General features: G+C 74.1%; 17 protein-coding genes. 6 read left to right on the forward strand and 11 right to left on the reverse strand.

The features are described from left to right. Positions 1 to 93: 93 nt before the first annotated feature. The gene (locus AC5L3C_RS29510; protein ID WP_493651979.1) at positions 94 to 1,194 is read right to left on the reverse strand and encodes a pyridoxal-phosphate-dependent aminotransferase family protein; all 1,101 of its coding nucleotides are present in this window, start codon (positions 1,192 to 1,194) and stop codon (positions 94 to 96) included. 181 nt (positions 1,195 to 1,375) lie between these two features. Between AC5L3C_RS29510 and AC5L3C_RS29515 the strand changes: the two genes are divergently transcribed. From AC5L3C_RS29515 to AC5L3C_RS29535, 5 genes are all read left to right on the forward strand, one after another. Next, positions 1,376 to 2,221 (forward strand): ABC transporter substrate-binding protein, encoded by an 846-nt coding sequence (locus AC5L3C_RS29515; RefSeq protein ID WP_493651981.1) that lies wholly within the window; start codon positions 1,376 to 1,378, stop codon positions 2,219 to 2,221. Next, the gene (locus AC5L3C_RS29520) at positions 2,221 to 3,066 is read left to right on the forward strand and encodes an amino acid ABC transporter permease (RefSeq protein ID WP_493654078.1); all 846 of its coding nucleotides are present in this window, start codon (positions 2,221 to 2,223) and stop codon (positions 3,064 to 3,066) included. The genes AC5L3C_RS29515 and AC5L3C_RS29520 overlap by 1 nt, the downstream gene beginning before the upstream one ends. After that, a complete protein-coding gene (locus tag AC5L3C_RS29525; RefSeq protein WP_493651982.1) occupies positions 3,063 to 3,908 on the forward strand; it encodes an amino acid ABC transporter ATP-binding protein in 846 nt (281 codons plus the stop codon). Before AC5L3C_RS29520 ends, AC5L3C_RS29525 begins: the two co-directional genes overlap by 4 nt. A 258-nt stretch (positions 3,909 to 4,166) precedes the next feature. Then, positions 4,167 to 5,258: an amidohydrolase family protein gene (locus tag AC5L3C_RS29530; protein ID WP_493651983.1), complete on the forward strand. Its 1,092-nt coding sequence runs from the start codon at positions 4,167 to 4,169 to the stop codon at positions 5,256 to 5,258. Positions 5,259 to 5,448: 190 nt separating this feature from the next. Next, entirely contained in the window at positions 5,449 to 6,378 is a 930-nt protein-coding gene (locus AC5L3C_RS29535) for an SCO1860 family LAETG-anchored protein (RefSeq protein WP_493651985.1), read from the forward strand. A 249-nt stretch (positions 6,379 to 6,627) separates the two neighbouring features. Here AC5L3C_RS29535 and cobC read toward each other — a convergent pair whose 3' ends face one another. From cobC to cobM, 6 genes are read right to left on the reverse strand one after another with little or no spacing between them, the layout of a single operon-like run. Next, entirely contained in the window at positions 6,628 to 7,695 is a 1,068-nt protein-coding gene (gene cobC / locus AC5L3C_RS29540) for an Rv2231c family histidinol phosphate aminotransferase CobC (protein WP_493651987.1), read from the reverse strand. Next, entirely contained in the window at positions 7,685 to 8,611 is a 927-nt protein-coding gene (locus AC5L3C_RS29545; protein ID WP_493651988.1) for a sirohydrochlorin chelatase, read from the reverse strand. Before AC5L3C_RS29545 ends, cobC begins: the two co-directional genes overlap by 11 nt. Next, positions 8,608 to 9,195 carry a precorrin-8X methylmutase gene (locus tag AC5L3C_RS29550; RefSeq protein WP_493651990.1) on the reverse strand — a complete coding sequence of 196 codons (588 nt, stop codon included), beginning with the start codon at positions 9,193 to 9,195 and terminating at the stop codon, positions 8,608 to 8,610. Before AC5L3C_RS29550 ends, AC5L3C_RS29545 begins: the two co-directional genes overlap by 4 nt. Continuing rightward, the gene (gene cobJ / locus AC5L3C_RS29555) at positions 9,192 to 10,874 is read right to left on the reverse strand and encodes a precorrin-3B C(17)-methyltransferase (RefSeq protein WP_493651992.1); all 1,683 of its coding nucleotides are present in this window, start codon (positions 10,872 to 10,874) and stop codon (positions 9,192 to 9,194) included. Before cobJ ends, AC5L3C_RS29550 begins: the two co-directional genes overlap by 4 nt. Beyond that, complete coding sequence (cbiE, locus tag AC5L3C_RS29560) at positions 10,871 to 12,106, reverse strand: precorrin-6y C5,15-methyltransferase (decarboxylating) subunit CbiE (RefSeq protein ID WP_493651994.1); 1,236 nt, start codon at positions 12,104 to 12,106, stop codon at positions 10,871 to 10,873. The genes cobJ and cbiE overlap by 4 nt, the downstream gene beginning before the upstream one ends. Continuing rightward, positions 12,103 to 12,921 (reverse strand): precorrin-4 C(11)-methyltransferase, encoded by an 819-nt coding sequence (gene cobM, locus AC5L3C_RS29565; RefSeq protein ID WP_125507521.1) that lies wholly within the window; start codon positions 12,919 to 12,921, stop codon positions 12,103 to 12,105. Before cobM ends, cbiE begins: the two co-directional genes overlap by 4 nt. 95 nt (positions 12,922 to 13,016) lie before the next feature. Here cobM and AC5L3C_RS29570 point away from each other — a divergent pair, with 95 nt between their 5' ends. Continuing rightward, a complete protein-coding gene (locus tag AC5L3C_RS29570; protein WP_125507523.1) occupies positions 13,017 to 13,745 on the forward strand; it encodes a ZIP family metal transporter in 729 nt (242 codons plus the stop codon). A gap of 17 nt (positions 13,746 to 13,762) precedes the next feature. Here AC5L3C_RS29570 and cobI read toward each other — a convergent pair whose 3' ends face one another. Genes cobI through AC5L3C_RS29590 form a run of 4 tightly spaced genes read right to left on the reverse strand, consistent with a single transcriptional unit; the run spans position 13,763 to position 18,547 of the window. Further along, entirely contained in the window at positions 13,763 to 14,494 is a 732-nt protein-coding gene (cobI, locus tag AC5L3C_RS29575) for a precorrin-2 C(20)-methyltransferase (RefSeq protein ID WP_493651997.1), read from the reverse strand. Beyond that, positions 14,491 to 15,966, reverse strand: coding sequence for a cobyrinic acid a,c-diamide synthase CobB (locus AC5L3C_RS29580; RefSeq protein ID WP_493651998.1), 1,476 nt, complete (start codon positions 15,964 to 15,966; stop codon positions 14,491 to 14,493). Before AC5L3C_RS29580 ends, cobI begins: the two co-directional genes overlap by 4 nt. Beyond that, positions 15,960 to 16,559, reverse strand: a complete 600-nt coding sequence (gene cobO / locus AC5L3C_RS29585; protein ID WP_493652000.1) for a cob(I)yrinic acid a,c-diamide adenosyltransferase — start codon at positions 16,557 to 16,559, stop codon at positions 15,960 to 15,962. Before cobO ends, AC5L3C_RS29580 begins: the two co-directional genes overlap by 7 nt. Then, positions 16,559 to 18,547: a putative cobaltochelatase gene (locus AC5L3C_RS29590; RefSeq protein WP_493652002.1), complete on the reverse strand. Its 1,989-nt coding sequence runs from the start codon at positions 18,545 to 18,547 to the stop codon at positions 16,559 to 16,561. The genes cobO and AC5L3C_RS29590 overlap by 1 nt, the downstream gene beginning before the upstream one ends. Positions 18,548 to 18,606 lie beyond the last annotated feature (59 nt).

The raw sequence follows: 18,606 nt of genomic DNA on the forward strand, positions 1-18,606 counted from the left end.
CTCCGCAAGGTAATCAAGAATTAAGCGGAAGAATGACGCTGGAGAATGCGTGCGTAGGATTCCGATAATCTCACGGAATTCCAGGACCGTCGATCAGCCCCAGGCCGCTTCCGCGGCCCGCAGGGCACCCTCCGTGTCCACGCCGGCGCCGGACTCGCCGAGCGCGGCGGCCAGCGCCGTCAGGCTCGACCGCACCACGTCGAGCGTCGCCTCGGAGCCGTAGTGGTTGACGCGGATCATCTCCTTGGCGAGCGCGCCCCCGCCCGCGGCCAGCGGGACCGCGGGGCCGGCGGCCAGTGCGCGGGCCACCAGGTCCGCGGCCACCGTGCCGGCCGGTGCCCGCAGCGTCGTGGCCACGGGCGCCGCCTCCGCCGCGTCGTGGACATACGGCTCAAGGCCCCCGCCCAGCGCCAGGGCGCCCGCCCGCGTCGCCGCCGCGGCCGACGCGTGCCGCGCCATCACGACGTCCGGGCCCACCGCCTCGACGCGCTCCACGCACGCCTCCAGGGCCAGCATCTCCAGCTGCGCCGGCGCGTGCGGCAGCGCCTCGCGGCCGCCGTCGATCCAGCGCTCCTTCCAGTCCAGCAGGGAGAGATAGGAGCGGCGCGGCGCCCTCGGGTTCGCCGCCATCCGCGCCCAGGCGCGCTCGCTCACCGACACCGCCGACACCCCGGCCGGGCCGCCCATCGCCTTCTGTGCCCCGATCACGCACAGGTCCACGCCCCACGCGTCCGGCAGCACCGGCTCCGCGCCGATGGAGGCCACCGCGTCCAGGTAGAACAGCGCCCCGTGCTCCCGCACCACCTCGCCGACCGCGGCGACCGGGTTGGTGTTCCCGGTCGCCGCCTCCGCGTGCACCAGGGAGACGAAGTCGATCTCCGGGTGCTCCGCGAACGCGGCCTCGACCTGCCCGGCCGTCACGGCCGTGTGGAAGGGCACCGCCAGATCGATCACGGTGGCACCGCAGTCCCGCAGCCAGTCGCCGAAGGTCTGCCCGTAGGGGCCGGTGATGACGTTCAGCGCGGTCGTGCCGGGGCCGGCGGCCGCGCGGATCGCGCCCTCCAGCGGCAGCAGCGCCTCGCCCTGCATGACGACGACGTCCTGCCGGGTGCCGAGCAGCCGTGCCACCCGGTCCTCGATCGAGGCGAAGCGCGCGGCACTCAGCGGGGGCAGACCGAGGAGAAGGTGGGTCACGGCGGGGCTCTCTCTGCTTCGCGACTGCGCGGACACGACGCGATCGAGGGTAAACCGTCGATCGCGGGGCCCCGGACCGCAGGGTTCTTAGGCCGGAGCACCCGTATGCCCTGGGATTGGTTTGGGCACCTCAAACCTTTCCTTATAATCGGAACGCATCGTTCTCTGACAGGAGGCCCCCGTGAAGACGCTCCCCGGCCGCCGGACCCGCATACTGGCCGCCACCACCGCGACGGCCGGGCTGGTGCTCCTGACCGCCTGTACCTCCAGCGACGACGGAGGCAGCGGCTCCACCACCGCCGGCGGGGTCGAGCTCGTCAAGGCGGGCCAGCTCACCACCTGCACCCACCTGCCGTACCCGCCCTTCCAGTCGGAGATCGACGGCAAGGTCCAGGGCTTCGACGTGGCCCTGATCGACCTGGTCGCCGACGACCTCGGCGTGCGGCAGCAGATCCTCGACACGCCCTTCGAGAACTTCAAGACCGGCGCCTTCCTCAATTCCGGGGAGTGCGACCTGGCCGCGGCCGGCATGACCATCACCGAGGAGCGCAAGAAGAACGTCGACTTCTCCGACCCGTACTTCGACGCCACCCAGGCCGTCCTCGTCGACAAGGGCAGCGGCGTCACCTCCCTCGCCGACGTCAAGGAGAAGAACGTCAAGCTGGGCGCCCAGGCGCAGACCACCGGCGAGGACCACGTCAAGGGCGAGGGCTTCGACCCGGTCTCCTTCGAGTCCTCCGACGCCGTCCTCAACGGCCTGCGCACCGGCCAGGTCAAGGCCGTCGTCATCGACTACCCGGTCGTCCAGGGCTGGCTCAAGGACGAGGCCAACGCCGACGCCTTCGAGGTCGCCGAGCAGCTCGACACCGGCGAGCAGTACGGCTTCACGGTCAAGAAGGGCAACACCGCGCTGCGCGAGGCCGTCGACAAGGCGCTCGCCGACGCCAAGGCCGACGGCACGTACAAGAAGCTGTACGAGCAGTGGATCGGCCCGTACGACGAGTCCGCCGCGTCCCCGGCCGCCTGATGGCCGCCCCGGCGAACCCGGAGAAGCAGTCGCTCCAGCCGAAGAAGAAGGGCTTGACCCGGCGCCAGAAGCGCAGCCTGTCGCGCGGCATCCAGTACGCCGTGTTCGTCGCCGCCGTGATCGCCTTCGCGGTCGCGGCCGACTGGGACCGGCTGCAGAACCAGTTCGCACAGGCGGACATCGCCGAGCGGATGTTCCCCGACGTCATCACGCTCGCGCTGAAGAACACCGTCCTGTACACGGTCACCGGCTTCGCCGTCGGACTCGCCCTCGGCATGCTGATCGCGCTGATGCGGCTGTCCTCCGTCGGGCCCTACCGCTGGCTGGCCGGGATCTACATCGAGATCTTCCGCGGCCTGCCCGCCCTGCTGATCTTCATCTTCATCGGCGTCGCCGTACCGCTCGCCTTCCCCGGCACGGAGATCGTCGGCGGCACCTACGGCAAGGTCGCCCTCGCGCTCGGCCTGGTGGCCGCCGCGTACATGGCAGAGACCATCCGGGCCGGCATCCAGGCGGTGCCCAAGGGACAGATGGAGGCAGCACGGTCACTGGGCTTCTCGCCCGCCCGGGCCATGATCTCCGTCATCATCCCGCAGGCCTTCCGGATCATCCTGCCGCCGCTCACCAACGAACTCGTCCTGCTCTTCAAGGACTCCTCGCTGGTGCTGTTCCTCGGCGTCACCCTGGAGGAACGCGAACTGTCCAAGTACGGCCGCGACCTGGCCAGCCAGACCGCCAACTCCACCCCGATCCTGGTGGCCGGCCTGTGCTACCTGCTGATCACCATCCCGCTCGGCTTCGTCGTGCGGCGCATGGAGGCCAAGGCCCAGGAGGCCGTGAAATGAGCCGACCGGAGATCCGCGTCAGCACGCTGCACAAGTCCTTCGGCACCAACGAGGTGCTGCGCGGCATCGACCTGGAGATCGACAGGGGCGAGGTCGTCTGCGTCATCGGCCCGTCCGGTTCGGGCAAGTCGACCCTGCTGCGGTGCGTGAACCTCCTGGAGGAACCGACCCGGGGCCAGGTCTTCGTCGGCGGCACGGAACTCACCGACCCGGACGTCGACATCGATGCCGTACGCCGCCGGATCGGCATGGTCTTCCAGCAGTTCAACCTGTTCCCGCACCTCACGGTGACCGAGAACCTGACGCTGCCGCAGCGCCGGGTGCTGCGCCGGGACAAGGCGCAGGCCGCGAGGGTCGCCGCCGAGAACCTGAGGCGGGTGGGCCTCGCCGAGAAGGCGGACGCCTATCCGTCCTCCCTCTCCGGCGGCCAGCAGCAGCGCGTCGCCATCGCCCGCGCGCTGGCCATGGGCCCCGAGGTGATGCTGTTCGACGAGCCGACCTCCGCGCTCGACCCCGAACTGGTCGGCGACGTCCTCGCGGTGATGCGGATGCTGGCGGACGAGGGCATGACGATGATGGTCGTCACCCACGAGATGACCTTCGCCCGCGAGGTCGCCGACCGGGTCGTCTTCATGGACGGCGGGGTGATCGTCGAGGACGGCACCCCCGACCAGGTCATCGGCGCCCCGCGGCACGAACGCACCCGCCACTTCCTGTCGCGGCTCCTCGACCCGGCCATGGCCGGCGTCCAGGAGGCCGACAGCGGGACGTTCGAGGGGGAGCGGGTCCGCACGTCCGGCGTGCACAAGGCCGACGACGAGAAGGAGGGCGGCGCCCGCTAGCGCCGCCCTCCCGGGGTAACACCGCGCGGTGCCCGCGCGGCCGTCCTCAGCCGGCGTTCCAGACGACCGGCTCGTCCTGAGCAGGACCGCCAGGATCAGCCGCCCCTTCGGCGTCCCGAGCCCCAGCGGCACCCCGGCCCGCCACACGGTCAGCCGCCCCAGTACCCCGAACCGCACAGACTTTCCTGCCGGCCACTGTAGCGGCAGGGAGCGGGAGCGCCCGTTCAGGGCCGCGGCCGGACGAACTATCGTGCGGGCATGAGCGAACGCGCGGTGCTGCACGTGAAGGGGCGGATCCTCGTCGGCCCGGACGAGGTCCGCGACGAGCTGTGGGTCGTCGACGGCCGGATCTCCTACGACCGCCCGGCCGGCGCCCGCGAGGTGGACACCGTCGACGGCTGGGTGCTTCCCGGACTGGTCGACGCCCACTGCCACGTGGGCCTCGACCGGCACGGCGCGGTCCCCGAGGACGTCGCCGAGAAGCAGGCCCTCACCGACCGCGACGCCGGCGCCCTCCTGCTGCGCGACGCGGGCTCCCCCTCCGACACCCGGTGGACCGACGACCGCGACGACCTCCCGAAGATCATCCGTGCCGGCCGGCACATCGCCCGCACCCGCCGCTACATCCGCAACTACGCCTGGGAGGTGGAGCCCGACGACCTCGCGGCGTACGTCGCCCAGGAGGCCCGGCGCGGCGACGGCTGGGTGAAACTGGTCGGCGACTGGATCGACCGCGATCTGGGCGACCTGTCCGCGTGCTGGCCGCGCGGCGCCGTCGAGGCGGCGATCGCCGAGGCGCACCGGCTGGGCGCCCGCGTCACCGCGCACTGCTTCGCCGAGGACTCCCTGCGGGACCTGGTCGAGGCCGGCATCGACTGCGTCGAGCACGCCACCGGCCTGACCGACGACACCATCCCGCTCTTCGCCGAACGGGGCGTGGCGATCGTCCCCACCCTCGTCAACATCGCCACCTTCCCCGCGCTCGCCGACGGCGGCGAGGCGAAGTTCCCGCGCTGGTCGGCCCATATGCGCCGGCTCCACGAACGGCGCTACGACACCGTGCGCTCCGCCTACGACGCCGGCATCCCCGTCTTCGTCGGCACGGACGCCGGCGGGTCGCTCCCGCACGGGCTCGCCGCCGAGGAGGTCGCGGAGCTGGCCAAGGCCGGCATTCCGCCCGTCGAGGCCCTGGCCGCCGGAACCTGGGCGGCCCGCACGTGGCTCGGCCGCCCCGGCCTGGAGGAGGGTGCCCCGGCGGACCTGGTGGTCTACGACGCCGACCCGCGCGCTGATCTCCGGGTGCTGGCGGATCCGCGCCGGGTGGTGCTGAACGGGCGCGTGGTCGGATAGAAGCGCTCGCCCGTCGGGGCCACGCGGGCCACACACGAGGGTGACGGCGGGGAACAGCCGTGCTTCGTGATTCGAACGCATCCGCCAACCCGCCCCGAAGGGGTGAAGAGTCGGCGGATCGCTGACGGCCTGTCGTGCGCGCGGACATTCTTTCCGGGTCCCAGTCATGTCTCATGGGGGTCCCACTACCTTGAACATCATCAACGCCCGCCTGTCCGCACGCCGTTGGGCCGTCGTCGCCGCGGCCACGGCCCTCGCCGCGGGACCCGCCGCCCTGGCCGGCGCGGGCTCCGCGCACGCCACCGAGGACCAGGGCAGCGCGAGCGCCGCCGTGCTGCGCACCGGGCTCGACGTCTCCCTGCTCAACAAGACCGTCCACGCCCCGCTCGCCGTCTCCCTCAACGAGGTGCGGGCACCGGGGGGCGCGGGCACCGCGAACCGGACCGCCCTCACCGCCGGCCTGGACGGCGTCGACGGCGGCAAGCCCTTCAGCGTGCTCAGAGCGGAGGTGGCCGACGCCGGCGCGACGGTGGACGGCGACCGTGCCGAGGCGTCGACCACCCTCGCCAAGGCGCGGCTCCACGTCCCCGGACTGCCGCTGCTGTCGGTCGTCGAACTGGAGACGGTCGCCTCCAAGGCCGTCTGCGAGGCGGGGAGGACTCCGCACGCCTCCGTGACACTGCCCGCCTCGGCGACGGTCCTCGGCAAGCGGGTCTCGCTGACCTCCGGTGGGCCCACGGAGGTGAAGGTGCCGGGGGTCGGGTCGGTCCGGCTGGACCTGTCGAAGACCTCGACGACGTCGACGACGGCCGCGGCGACGGCGCTGCGGGTCGACGTGGCCGTCGATCCGTTGAAGCTGAATGTGGCGGAGGTGGAGGGCACGCTGACGCTGGCGGAGGCGAAGTGTTCTGTCCCGGCCGCGGCTGCCGCTGCGGCTGCGGCTGAGGGCGTGGAGGATTCCGCCGGCGTCCGGCCGCAGGCGGCTCGGGCTGCCGAGGAGACGAACCTGGCGGAGACGGGTGGGGACGCGATGACGCCGTACATCGCGGGCGGTGCGGTCGCCCTGCTGGCGGCGGGCGGGGCAGCGGTCGCCCTGACCCGCCGGACGCGCGGCAACTAGTGCCGCGGCAGGCAACGTTTGGCGTCGCGACGGGGCGAACGTTGCCTGTCGGGGCACTAGGGGTTTCCTCGCCCCCGCCGCCCCTTCCCGTCCCTGGGGGCTGCGCCCCAGACCCCCATCGGCCCTCCGGGCCTCGTCCTCAAACTCCCCCGGAGGGGCTGAGATTCAGCCCCTCCGGCGTTTGAGGAGCGGGGGTCCGGGGGCAGCGCCCCCGGGGGGACGGGAACGGGAAGGGGCGGCGGGGGCGATTCAACCCCGGTCCAGCGACCGGCCCAGGGCCGCCAGGAACCCGTCCGTCGTCCCCCGGTCCCGCACCGCCACGCGCAGCCAGTTCCCGTCGAGGCCCGGGAACGTGTCGCCCCGGCGCGTCGCGTAGCCGAGGGCGCGCAACCGCCGCCGCACGCCCGCCGCGGCCGGGACGCGTACCAGGACGAAGGGAGCCTCCGCCGGTCCCATCACCCGTAGACCGTGGGACGCGAACTCCCGCAGGCCCGCGACCAGGTGGGCGCGGTGCGTCGCGACGACGCGGGCCGCCTCCTCCGCCTCCGCGAGCGCCGCAGGCGACACGCACGCCTCCGCCGCCGCCAGCGCCGGAGTGGACACCGGCCACAGCGGCTGGGCGCACTCCAGCGCCGCGACCACCTCCGCAGCCGCGAGAACGTAGCCGATCCGCAGCCCCGCCAGCCCCCACGTCTTGGTCAGGCTGCGCAGCACGACCAGACCGGGCACGTCCGTACGGCCGGCCAGCGCCTCGCGCTCACCCGGCACCGCGTCCATGAACGCCTCGTCCACCACCAGCGTCCGCCCCGGACGGGCCAGCCGGGCGACGGCGGCGGCCGGGTGGAGCACGGACGTCGGGTTCGTCGGGTTGCCGACCACCACCAGGTCCGCGTCCTTCGGCACTGCCGCCGGGTCCAGGCGGAAACCGTCCGCCTCCCGCAGCAGCACCCGGTCCACCGTGTGCCCGGCGTCCCGCAGCGCCGCCTCCGGCTCGGTGAACTGCGGATGCACCACCACCGGCCGGCGCACCTCAAGCGCCCTCGCCAGCAGCACGAACGCCTCCGCCGCGCCCGCCGTCAGCAGCACCCGCTCCACGGGCAGCCCGTGCCGCTCCGCCACCGCCGCCCGCGCGGCCCGCCCGTCCGGGTAGGCGGCCAGCCCCGCCAGCGACCCGGCGATGTGCTCCCGCAGCCACGCCGGGGGAGTGTCCGCGCGGACGTTGACCGCGAGGTCGACCAGCGCGCCGCCGTCGTCGTCGCGGACCTCGGCGTCGCCGTGATGGCGCAGGTCGTGACCGGACGCCGGTTCAGTGGGCATGGCTGTGGGAGTGCGTGTGACCGTGCCCGTGTCCGTGCGGGCCGTGGTGATGGTGCCCGTCGTCGTCCGGATGGAAGTGCGGCTGCTGCGGCAGCCCCACCTTGTCCTCGAAGCCCGGCAGCGCGATCCGGTACACGCACGAGTCGCAGTTCATCCGGAGGTCCCCCTTCACCGCCTCCTCGTACCGCTCCATCACCAGGTCCAGCAGCTCCGGCTCCGGACCGATCACGTCCGCCGACCGCACCTCCGTCTCCGGGTGCGCCGCCGCCCACTCCTGCGTCTGCCGCCGCACCCGGTCCGGCAGGATCCCGGTGAACAGGAAGTACGGCAGGACCACGACCCGGCGCGCCCCCAGCCGGGCACAGCGGTCCAGCCCCGCCGGCACGTCCGGCGCCGCCAGCGACACGAACGCCGTCTCCACGCCCGCGTAGCCGCGGCCCTCCCACAGCAGCCGTGCCGCCTTGCACACCTCGGCGTTGGCGTCCGGGTCCGTCGACCCGCGCCCCACCAGCAGCACGGTCACCCCGGCCGGATCCCAGGACGGGTCGACCGCCTCCGCCAGCCGCCGCTCCAGCACGCGCAGCAGCGCCGGGTGCGGGCCCAGCGGACGGCCGTAGGTGTACGAGATCCCCGGGTGGCGTTCCTTCTCCCGGGCCAGCGCCGCCGGGATGTCCCCCTTGGCGTGCCCGGCGGACACCAGCATCAGCGGGACGGCGGCGAACCGCCGCACCCCCCGTCCGGCCAGCTCGCCGACGGCCTCGCCGAGCGGCGGCGGGGAGAGCTCGATGAAGCCGCCCGCGACGGGCAGTTCGGGGTGGCGGCGCCCCAGTTCCCGCACGAAGGCGCGGAACGCCTCCGCTCCGGCGTCGTCCCGGGTGCCGTGTCCGGCGATGAGCAGGGCGGGCGGGGTGGTCACAGGGTCTCCTCGGCTGGGATCGGGTGGTACAGCAGGGCGTTGAGCGCGGCCGCGGCGACCGCGGACCCGCCCTTCTCGGACACGTTGCTCACGGCGGGCAGTCCGCTCTCCCGCAGTGCGGCCTTGGACTCGGCGGCGCCGACGAATCCGACGGGCAGACCGATGACGAGGGCGGGGGAGGCGTCCAGGGCCAGCAGTTCCTCCAGGGCGGTCGGCGCGCAGCCGATCACCCACAGCGCCCCCGGACCGACCTCCTCGTACGCGAGCCGCACGGCGTGCGCCGAACGCGTCAGCCCCGGACCGGCGACGGCGTCCTTCAGCCGGCACACGGTCTCCCGGCGGGTGATCCCCGCCGCGACCATCTCCACGTCCACCACGACCGGCGCCCCGGCGTGCAGCGCCGCGTGGGCCGCCGCCAGGTCCGCCTCGTCCATGACGAGGTCGGAGGCGTACTCCAGGTCGGCGGCGGAGTGGATCACCCGTTCCACCACCGCCCGGGTCAGCGGCGGGAAGCGCGAGGTGTCCAGCCGGGCGCGCAGCCGCCGGAAGGACTCCTGCTCGATGGGGTGCACCACGCGGTTCACCGGGCCTCCTCCTGCCAGCGGTAGCCGCGCGGGGTGACCATGCGGCCCGCGATCTCCCGGGTCGCCGTGTTGCCCACGGTCACCACGGTCATCATGTCGACCGTCGCGGGATCGACGGCGGCCAGTGTGGTCAGCCGGCTCGACTCGTCCGCGCGGGACGCTTTGCGCACGACCCCGACCGGCGTCGCCGGCGCCCGGTGCTCGGCGAGGATGCCGAGGGCCTTCGGCAACTGCCAGTCACGGCCCCGGCTGCGCGGGTTGTAGAACGTCACCACCAGGTCCGCCTCGGCCGCCGCCCGCACCCGCCGCTCGATGACCTCCCACGGCGTGTGCAGATCGGACAGGCTGATCGACACGTGGTCGTGGCCGAGCGGCGCCCCCAGCACCGCCCCGGCCGCCAGCGCCGCCGTCACCCCGGGCACCCCGACCACGTCGATGTCGTCCGACGCCTCCGCGAGCGCCGGGGACGCCATGGCGTACACGCCCGCGTCCCCGCTGCCGATCAGCGCGACCGCCCGCCCGCGCCGGGCCTGCGCCACGGCTGTGCGGGCCCGCTCCTCCTCCGCGCCGAGCCCCGACTCCAGCACCCGGGTGCCGGGCCGCAGCAGATCGCGGATCTGGTCGACGTACTGGTCGAGGCCGACCAGGACGGAGGCACGGCGCAGTTCGTCCCGCGCCCGCGGGGTGAGCAGGTCCCGGGCACCGGGCCCCAGACCCACCACCGCCAGCCGCCCCCGCCCCGGACGCCGTACGACCGCACAGGTCGCCATCGCCGGGCGGGCCGCCGACTTCCGCTTGGGCACGAGGAGTTCGCCCCCGCCCGCCAGCGCGGCGGCCTCCGCGACCGACGGGGTGCCGACGGCGGCCAGCGGGGCGTCGGAGGGGTTGGGCACGTCGATCCGCGCCAGCTCCTCGGCGCCGTACGTCACCAGGGGGACCCCGAGCCGCCGGGCCGCCGCCACGATGCCCTCCTCCCCGGCCTTGGCGTCCACGGTGGCCAGTTCGGCGACCGACGCCGCCGACAGCCCGGCCTCGCGCAGCGCGTCCTCGACCAGGCCGAGCACCTCCGCGACGGGGGCGCCCTTCGAGGCGCCGACGCCGACGACGAGGGTCGGCGGCCGCAGCACGGCCTCCCGCTCGCCCGGCTCGACCAGCCGGTCCGTCACCCGGACCGTGTACGCCCCCGCGTCCGCGACCGGCAGCGGCGGCAGCGGCCAGGCCACCTCCGAGCGCAGCGCCACCGCCTCGCCGTCCAGCAGCGCCCGCGACACGGCGGCGACGTTCCCCTCCACCGGCAGGCCCAGGGTGTCCAGACCCGGCAGCCCGGCCGCGTCGGTCGCGGTCGTCACCACCGGCTCGGCGCCCAGCACCTCGCCGACCGCGCGGGCGAGTCCGTTCGCCCCGCCGCCGTGCCCGCCCAGCAGCGACACCGCGAACCGTCCGCCCTCGTCGACACAGACCACGCCCGGATCGCTCGCCTTGCCGGCCAGCAGCGGTGCCACCAGCCGCACCACGGCACCCGTGGCGAGGAAGCACACGAGCTGCTCGCACTCGGCGAACGCGGCCCGTACGGCGTCCGGCACGGGACCCTCGTACACGCGCGTACGGTCCGGCCACGCGGCGGCCAGCCGGTCCCGCGCCGCTGCTCCCGCCGCGGTGGCGGAGATGAGGCCGATCACTGTCCGACTCCTTCGCTACGGCCGTGCGGCCTGACGCCCCACAGCAGGAAAACGGGATTGGCCGCCGCCAGCCGGGTCACGTCCCCGGGCAGTGGCGCCAGCCGCGACGACTGCAACAGCACCCCGTCGCAGTCGAACCCGGCGCCGGTCAGCGCCCCGCGCACGCCCGGCACGCGGTCCAGGGCGGCCAGCGCGACCACCACCGTCCGCCGGGCCCGCCGCGCGCACGCCGTGACGACGGCGGGCAGCTCCCGCCCGCCCCCGCCGACGAACACCGCGTCGGGATCGGCCTCCAGGCCGGCCAGCGCCGCGGGCGCCGTCCCGTGCACGACCCGCACGTCGACGCCGTGCGCGGCGGCGTTGGCGCGGACCCGTGCCACCCCGTCCGGGGTCTTCTCCACGGCGGTCACGGCCGCCCCGAGCCGGGCACACTCCACGGCGACGGACCCCGACCCCGCGCCGACGTCCCACACCAGCTCACCGGGGCGCGGCCCGAGCCGGGCCAGCGCCAGCGCCCGCACCTCGAACTTGGTGATCATGGAGTCGCGGTGGGTGAACGCGGCCTCCTCCAGCGCCCATCCGGCGGGCCCCTCCGGCAGCCCCGCGACCGTACGCACCGGCCCGAGCGCCCGCGCCTCGTCCAGGCACAGCACGACGTTCACCGCCGTGCCCCAGTCCCGGTCCGCGGCCTCGGCGGGCGTCACCCGCTCCACCCGCTCCCGCGCGCTGCCGAGCGCCGAGGCCACCACCAGCACCCGCGCATGGTCCCGCAGCGCCGCCCCCAGCTCCGCCGGACCGGCCCCCGGCCCGGTCAGCACCGCCACCTTCGGCCGGGCCCGGCACAGGTGCACCGCCGTCCGCGGGTCCCGGCCGTGCGCGCTGACCACCACGGCGTCGTCCCACGGCAGCCCGATCCGTGCGAACGCGGCGGCCACCGACGGGACACCGGGCCGCACATCCAGCCGCTCGGGACCGAACCGCTCGGCCAGCGCCCGCACGATCCCGAAGAACCCGGGGTCCCCCGACGCCAGCACCACCACCGGCCGCTCCTCGGCCACGTACTTCGCCACGGCGTCCAGCGCGGGCGCCAGCGGCCCGAGCACCACCCGCTCGGCCCCCTCGGGCAGCCGCACCGCCTCCAGATGCCGCCGCCCGCCGACCACCAGTTCCGCCCCGGCCGCCACGTCGGCAGCGGCCGGCGCGCCGGCCCCCACACCGACGACGGTGATCACGTGCTCGCCCCCCGTTCCCGCAGCGCCCGGCGGGCCCGCGGATCGGCCTTGCGGAAACCGTGGAAGTGACCCGGGTGGTACAGGTGCGAGCGGGTGCCGTGCGCGTCGAGCGCCGGGCCGACCAGGAACAGCGTGTGCTTCCACAGCTTGTGCTCCTTGACCGTCTCCTCCAGCGTGCCGATCGTGCACTTCACGATCAGCTCCTCCGGCCAGGTCGCCTGGTACGCGACGACGACCGGCGTGCCCGTCGGATAGCCGCCCTCCAGCAGCTCCCGCACCAGCTGACCGCTGCGGGCGGCCGACAGGAAGACCGCCATGGTGGTGCCGTGCCGCGCGAACTCGCGGACCTCCTCACCGGGCGGCATCGGCGTCTTGCCGCCGCCGAGCCGGGTCAGCACGACGGACTGCGCCACCTCCGGAATGGTCAGCTCTCGCCCGGCGAGCGCCGCGACGGCCGAGAAGGACGACACCCCGGGCACGATCTCGGTCGCGATGCCGAGCTCCGCGCACCGGTCGATCTGCTCCTGCGTCCCGCCCCACAGCGCGGGGTCCCCGGAGTGGATGCGGGCGACCTTCAGCCCCTCCTCCCGGGCCCTGCGGTAGACGGCCACCACGTCCTCCAGGGACATCGCCGCCGAGTCGAGGATCTCCGCGCCCTCCCGCGCGTGCTCGAGGACCTCCTCCTGCACCAGGCTGGCGGCCCAGATGACCACATCGGCGTCGGCGATGGCGCGGGCGGCCCGGAACGTCAGCAGATCGGCGGCGCCGGGGCCGGCCCCGACGAAGGTCACCTTGCCGGTGGGGGCGTCGGCCATGGAAACGGTTCCTCTCCTGCGAGCGGTCGAAGTCGGTGGGCGGTGAGCGGCTGTCACGCGTGCGCGACCGGCCGGGGATCGGATACGAAGAGCACATGGCGGTCCTCGTCGCGCTCGGCGCGTTCCTGATGACGCTGGCCGGCGGCTGGTCGGCACACCGCGTGACCGACCGCCGCCATCTGGTGCTGGGCCTGGCCGGCGGGCTGATGCTGGGCGTCGTGGGCCTGGAACTCCTCCCGGAGTCCCTGGAAGCGGCGGGCACCGAGGTGCACGGCGTCCCCGCGGCCCTGCTGCTGTTCGTCGCGGGCTTCCTCCTCGCCCACCTGGTGGAACGCCTGCTGGCGCACCGGCAGGCCGCCCACGGGGCCGGGGAGAACAACGGCCGCACGCCCCAGGTGGGCCTCACGGCCGCCGCCGCGATGGTCGGCCACAGCGCCATGGACGGCGTGGCCATCGGCGCCGCCTTCCAGGTCGACGGGGGCATGGGCGCCGCCGTGGCGGTCGCCGTGATCGCACACGACTTCGCCGACGGCTTCAACACGTACACGCTCACCCACGCCTACGGCAACGCCCGCCGCCGCGCCCTGATGATGCTGTGCGCGGACGCGGCGGCACCGGTCGTCGGAGCAGCCTCCACGCTGTTCTTCACCCTTCCCGAGCCCCTGCTCGGCGGCTATCTCGCCCTCTTCGGCGGCGCGCTGCTCTACCTCGCGGCCGCCGAGATCCTGCCCGAGGCCCACCACGAACACCCGGCCCGCACCACCGTGCTGTGCACGGTCGCGGGCGCGCTGTTCATCTGGCTGGTGGTGGGCGCCGCGCACTGAGCGCGCCCCGGCCCGCCTCACAGCTTGCCGCCCCGGCCGCCGTCACGCCGGGGCGGCGCGATGAGCGTCGACAGATACGGCAGCGGCGCCCCGTCCAGCTCGGCGGCCGGCCGCACCGACTCCTCCGGCAGCCCCAGCGCCGACCCCCACACCGCGTCCCCGAGCCGCCCGGTCTCCCGCAGCGCCTCGGCGACCGCACCGGCCTGCCGCCCGAACTTGTACGCGACGACGGTCCCGGGCCCGGCCAGGGCATCCTTCAGCACCGCGGCACCGGCGGTCACCGGCACCAGCGTGAGCGGCTCGGTCCCCTCGGTCAGCACGGCCCCGGAACGCGCCGCGAGATCCTGCATGGCGGTGATCCCCGGCACCGTCTCCACGACCGCGTCCGGCACCGACTCCACCACCGTCTGCGCGAGATAGGTGAACGTCGAGTACACATTGGGATCCCCGATGGTCGCGAACGCCACGGCGCCGTACTCCCGCAACAACCCGGCGACGCGCTCACCGGCGGCATCCCAGGCCGCCTCGCGCCGCGCCCGGTCGGTCCGCTCGTTCAGCGCGAACACCACCCGGACCACCTTCCCGGCGGGCACGTAGTGCAGCACGGTCGCCTCGGCCCGCCCGCGTTCGCCCGTGTCCATCACGGGGACGACCACGACATCGGCGGCCCGCAGCGCGTTGACCCCCTTGACGGTCACCAGCTCCGGATCCCCGGGCCCCACACCGACCCCGATCAGCCTGCTGCTCATGACGTCCGGCACCTCTCCACGAACCGACGGGCGACACCGGGCTCGGACGCCCAGTGCGTGTGCAGATAACTCGCGTGCACACCGCGCTGTACGAATCCCTCGACACGCCGCTCGGGCGTCCGCATCCCCCACGCGGGAGCCGCCCCGGCGCCCGGCTCCACGACGGTCCGGTGGAACTCGTGCCCCCGCATCCGCGTCCCCGCGTCGGCCAGCGCACTGTCGCTCACCGCCACGGCGTCCCGGTACCCGAGCGTCAGCCGCTCCGACATCCGCGCGGAGGCGTCCAGCACCCCGCACATCGGCAGCCCGTCCAACTCCCGGCACAGATACAGCAGTCCCGCACACTCGGCCGCGACGGGAGCCCCGCTCGACGCCAGCCCGGCAACGGCCTTGCGCAACGACACGTTGGCGGCCAGCTCGGAGGCGTACACCTCGGGAAACCCGCCCCCGATGACGACCCCGGCCGTCCCCTCGGGCAGTTCCTCGTCCCGCAGAGGATCGAAGACAACGACCTCCGCCCCGGCAGCGGACAGCAACTCGGCATGCTCGGCGTACGAGAACGTGAAGGCGTTCCCACCCGCGACGGCAACCCTTACGGCCCGCCCGGCACAATCCAGCCCGTCCGGGGGTACCCCCTCTGGGGGAGTTTGAGGACGAGGCCCGAAGGGCCGACGGGGGTCCGGGGGCGAAGCCCCCGGGGTTGGGACGGGAAGGGGCGGCGGGGGCGAAGAAACCAGAGCCTCCCCCGCATCCCACGCCGCCCCCACCAACGGCCCCGCCCCCCGCGCCAACGCCACCAACGCCGACAGATCACACCCCTCGCCCACCCGCGCCCCCATCGCCGCAACAGCCTCGACCGCCACGGCACCCCGCTCAGCCACCGGTACCAGCCCCAAATGCCGAGCCGGCGTCTCCACCTGCGCGGCCCGCCGCAGCACCCCCATCACCGGCACCCCGACGGAGTCCAACGCCTCCCGCAACAACCCCTCGTGCCGGTCCGAGGCAACCTTGTTCAGGATCACGCCCCCGACCCGCACCTCCGGATCCCAGCTCACGAACCCGTGCACCAGCGCCGCCACCGACCGCGCCTGCGACGACGCGTCCACGACCAGCACCACCGGCGCCCGCAGCAGCTTCGCCACCTGCGCGGTGGACGCCAGCTCGCCTTCCCCCGCCGCCCCGTCGAACAGCCCCATCACGCCCTCGACCACGGCGATGTCACACCCGTCCGCCCCGTGCGCGAACAGCGGAGCCATCAGCTCAGGGCCGCACAGATACGCGTCGAGGTTCCGCCCCACCCGCCCGGTGGCCAGCGAGTGGTACCCGGGATCGATGTAGTCGGGCCCCACCTTGTGCGGAGACACGGCCAACCCCCGCGCGGACAGCGCGGCCATCAACCCCGTGGCGACGGTGGTCTTGCCGCTCCCCGACGCGGGCGCGGCGATCACCAACCGCGGGACGGAGCTCACCACTCGATGCCCCTCTGACCCTTCTGCCCGACGTCCATGGGGTGCTTCACCTTGGACATGTCGGTGACGAGATCGGCGAACCCGACGAGCTTCTCCGGCGCGTTGCGCCCCGTGATCACGACATGCTGCGTCCCCGGCCGCTCCCGCAGCACGGACACGACCTCGTCGGTGTCCACCCACCCCCAGTGCATCGGATAGGCGAACTCGTCGAGCACGTACAGCCGGTACGTCTCGGCGGCGAGGTCCCGCTTGACCTGCTCCCAGCCCTCGCGGGCCTTCTCCTCGTTGTCCATCTGGGCGTCCCGCTGCACCCACGACCAGCCCTCACCCATCTTGTGCCAGTCGACGGTCCCGCCCTCGCCGGAGGCACCGAGCACCCGCAGCGCGTTCTCCTCGCCGACCTTCCACTTGGCCGACTTGACGAACTGGAACACCCCGATCGGCCACCCCTGGTTCCAGGCCCGCAGGGCGAGCCCGAACGCGGCGGTCGACTTCCCCTTGCCGATCCCCGTGTGCACGACCACCAGCGGACGGTTACGCCGCTGCCGGGTCGTCAGCCCGTCGTCCGGTACGACACTCGGCTGTCCCTTCGGCACTACGCGGCCCTCCTCTGTACGTCCTTCACCAGCCCGGCGATGCTGTCCGCCCGCAGCTCGTCCAGCGTCACGGCACTGCCGCCCAGCTCACCGGCCAGCCGCCCGGCGAGCCCCAGCCGCACCGGCCCCGACTCGCAGTCCACGACCACGGAGGCGACCCCCTCGGCGGCGATCAGCCGCGCCGCACGCGAGGCCATCGCCACCGGCTCCGGACCCCCGGTGGCCCGCCCGTCCGTCACCACGACGACGAGCGCCCGCCGCGCGGGATCGCGCAGCCGCTCCACCCGGAGCACGTCGTGCGCCCTGAGCAGCCCCGCCGCCAGCGGGGTCCGCCCCCCGGTCGGCAGCGACTCCAGACGCACCGCCGCGGCGTCCACCGACGACGTGGGCGGCAGCGCCACCTCGGCCGACGACCCCCGGAAGGTCACCAGGCCCACCTTGTCCCGCCGCTGATAGGCGTCGAGCAGCAGGGACAGCACGGCACCCTTCACGGCACTCATCCGCTGCCGCGCGGCCATGGACCCGGAGGCGTCGACGACGAACAGCACGAGGTTCGCCTCGCGCCCCTCGCGCGTGGCCTGCCGCAGATCGTCCCGCCGCACCACCAGCCCCGGCCCGGAGCGTCCCCGCGCCCGCTGGTGCGGAGCCGCCGCACGCACGGTGGCGGACAGATGCAGCTTGGTCAGCGTGCCGTCGGGCCGCCGCGCCCCCGTGGTCCGCCCGTGCTCGGTCCGCGCCCGCGACCGCCGCCCGGCGGCACCCTCGCCGATACCGGGCACGCTCAGCACCTTGGCACGGAACGGCTCGGCGGCACCCACGGGCGACCGCTCACCCGAACCGGCCCCGGCGGGCTGCGGCTCCCCGGACTCCTCGGCCTGGGCCGGCGCCCCCGCGTCACCACCGCTCTCCGGACCCTCCGCGGGCGGCTGCCCGCCACCCCCGTCGGGCCCGCCCGGGTCCGGGTCGGGGTCGTCGTCGCCCCCGTACTCCTCCAGCGTCTCGTCGAGCTTGTCCTCGTCGAGTCCCGGCGCGTCGAAAGGCGAACGCCGCCTGCGATGCGGTAGAGCGAGCAGCGCCGCCTGCCGTACGTCCTCGGCGAGCACGTCGCTCCTCCCCGCCCAGGCGGCCAGCACCGTCGCAGTACGCGCCATCACGATGTCGGCCCGCATGCCGTCCACCTCGAAAGCGGCGCACGTCGCCGCGATCTGCCGCAGCGCCCCGTCCCCGAGCCGCACCGACGGCAACAGTTTCCGCGCCGCCACGATCCGCACCCGTACGGCGGCCTCCTCCTCGGCCCACCGCGCTGCGAACTCCTCGGGTTTGTCCTCATAGGACAGACGTCGCTTGACGACCTCGACGCGCTGCTCGGGAGCGCGGGAGGCTGCGACCTCGACCGTGAGGCCGAAGCGGTCCAACAATTGGGGACGCAATTCGCCTTCCTCAGGGTTCATGGTCCCGACGAGCAGGAACCGTGCGGCGTGCCGCACGGAGACGCCCTCACGCTCGACGTACGAGGCGCCCATGGCGGCGGCGTCCAACAGAACGTCAATGAGGTGGTCATGAAGCAGGTTGACTTCATCGACGTAGAGGATGCCCCGGTTCGCGGCGGCCAGGAGGCCGGGTTCGAATGCTTTGACGCCTTCGGAAAGGGCTCGCTCGATGTCCAGCGCCCCGATGAGCCGGTCCTCGGAGGCGCCGACGGGCAGTTCGACCATGCGGGCGGGCCGCGACGTGGCAGCGCCCGGCTCGTGCGGGGCGTCGGGACAGGTCGGGTCGGGGGCGACCGGGTCGCAGGAGAACCGGCACCCGGATACGACACCCACCTCCGGCAGCAGCGCCGCAAGAGCGCGCACGGCAGTGCTCTTCGCGGTCCCCTTCTCACCACGCACGAGGACGCCACCGACGGCTGGGCTCACAGCATTGAGAAGCAGCGCCAGACGCAGGTCGTCCTGGCCGACGACGGCTGTGAACGGATAGGGGGTGCTCACGCGGTGATCACTCCTTCGGATGATGTGTAGGCGAATGGGAGGGACGCCGGGAGCCGGTG

Source organism: Streptomyces speibonae, assembly GCF_984686075.1.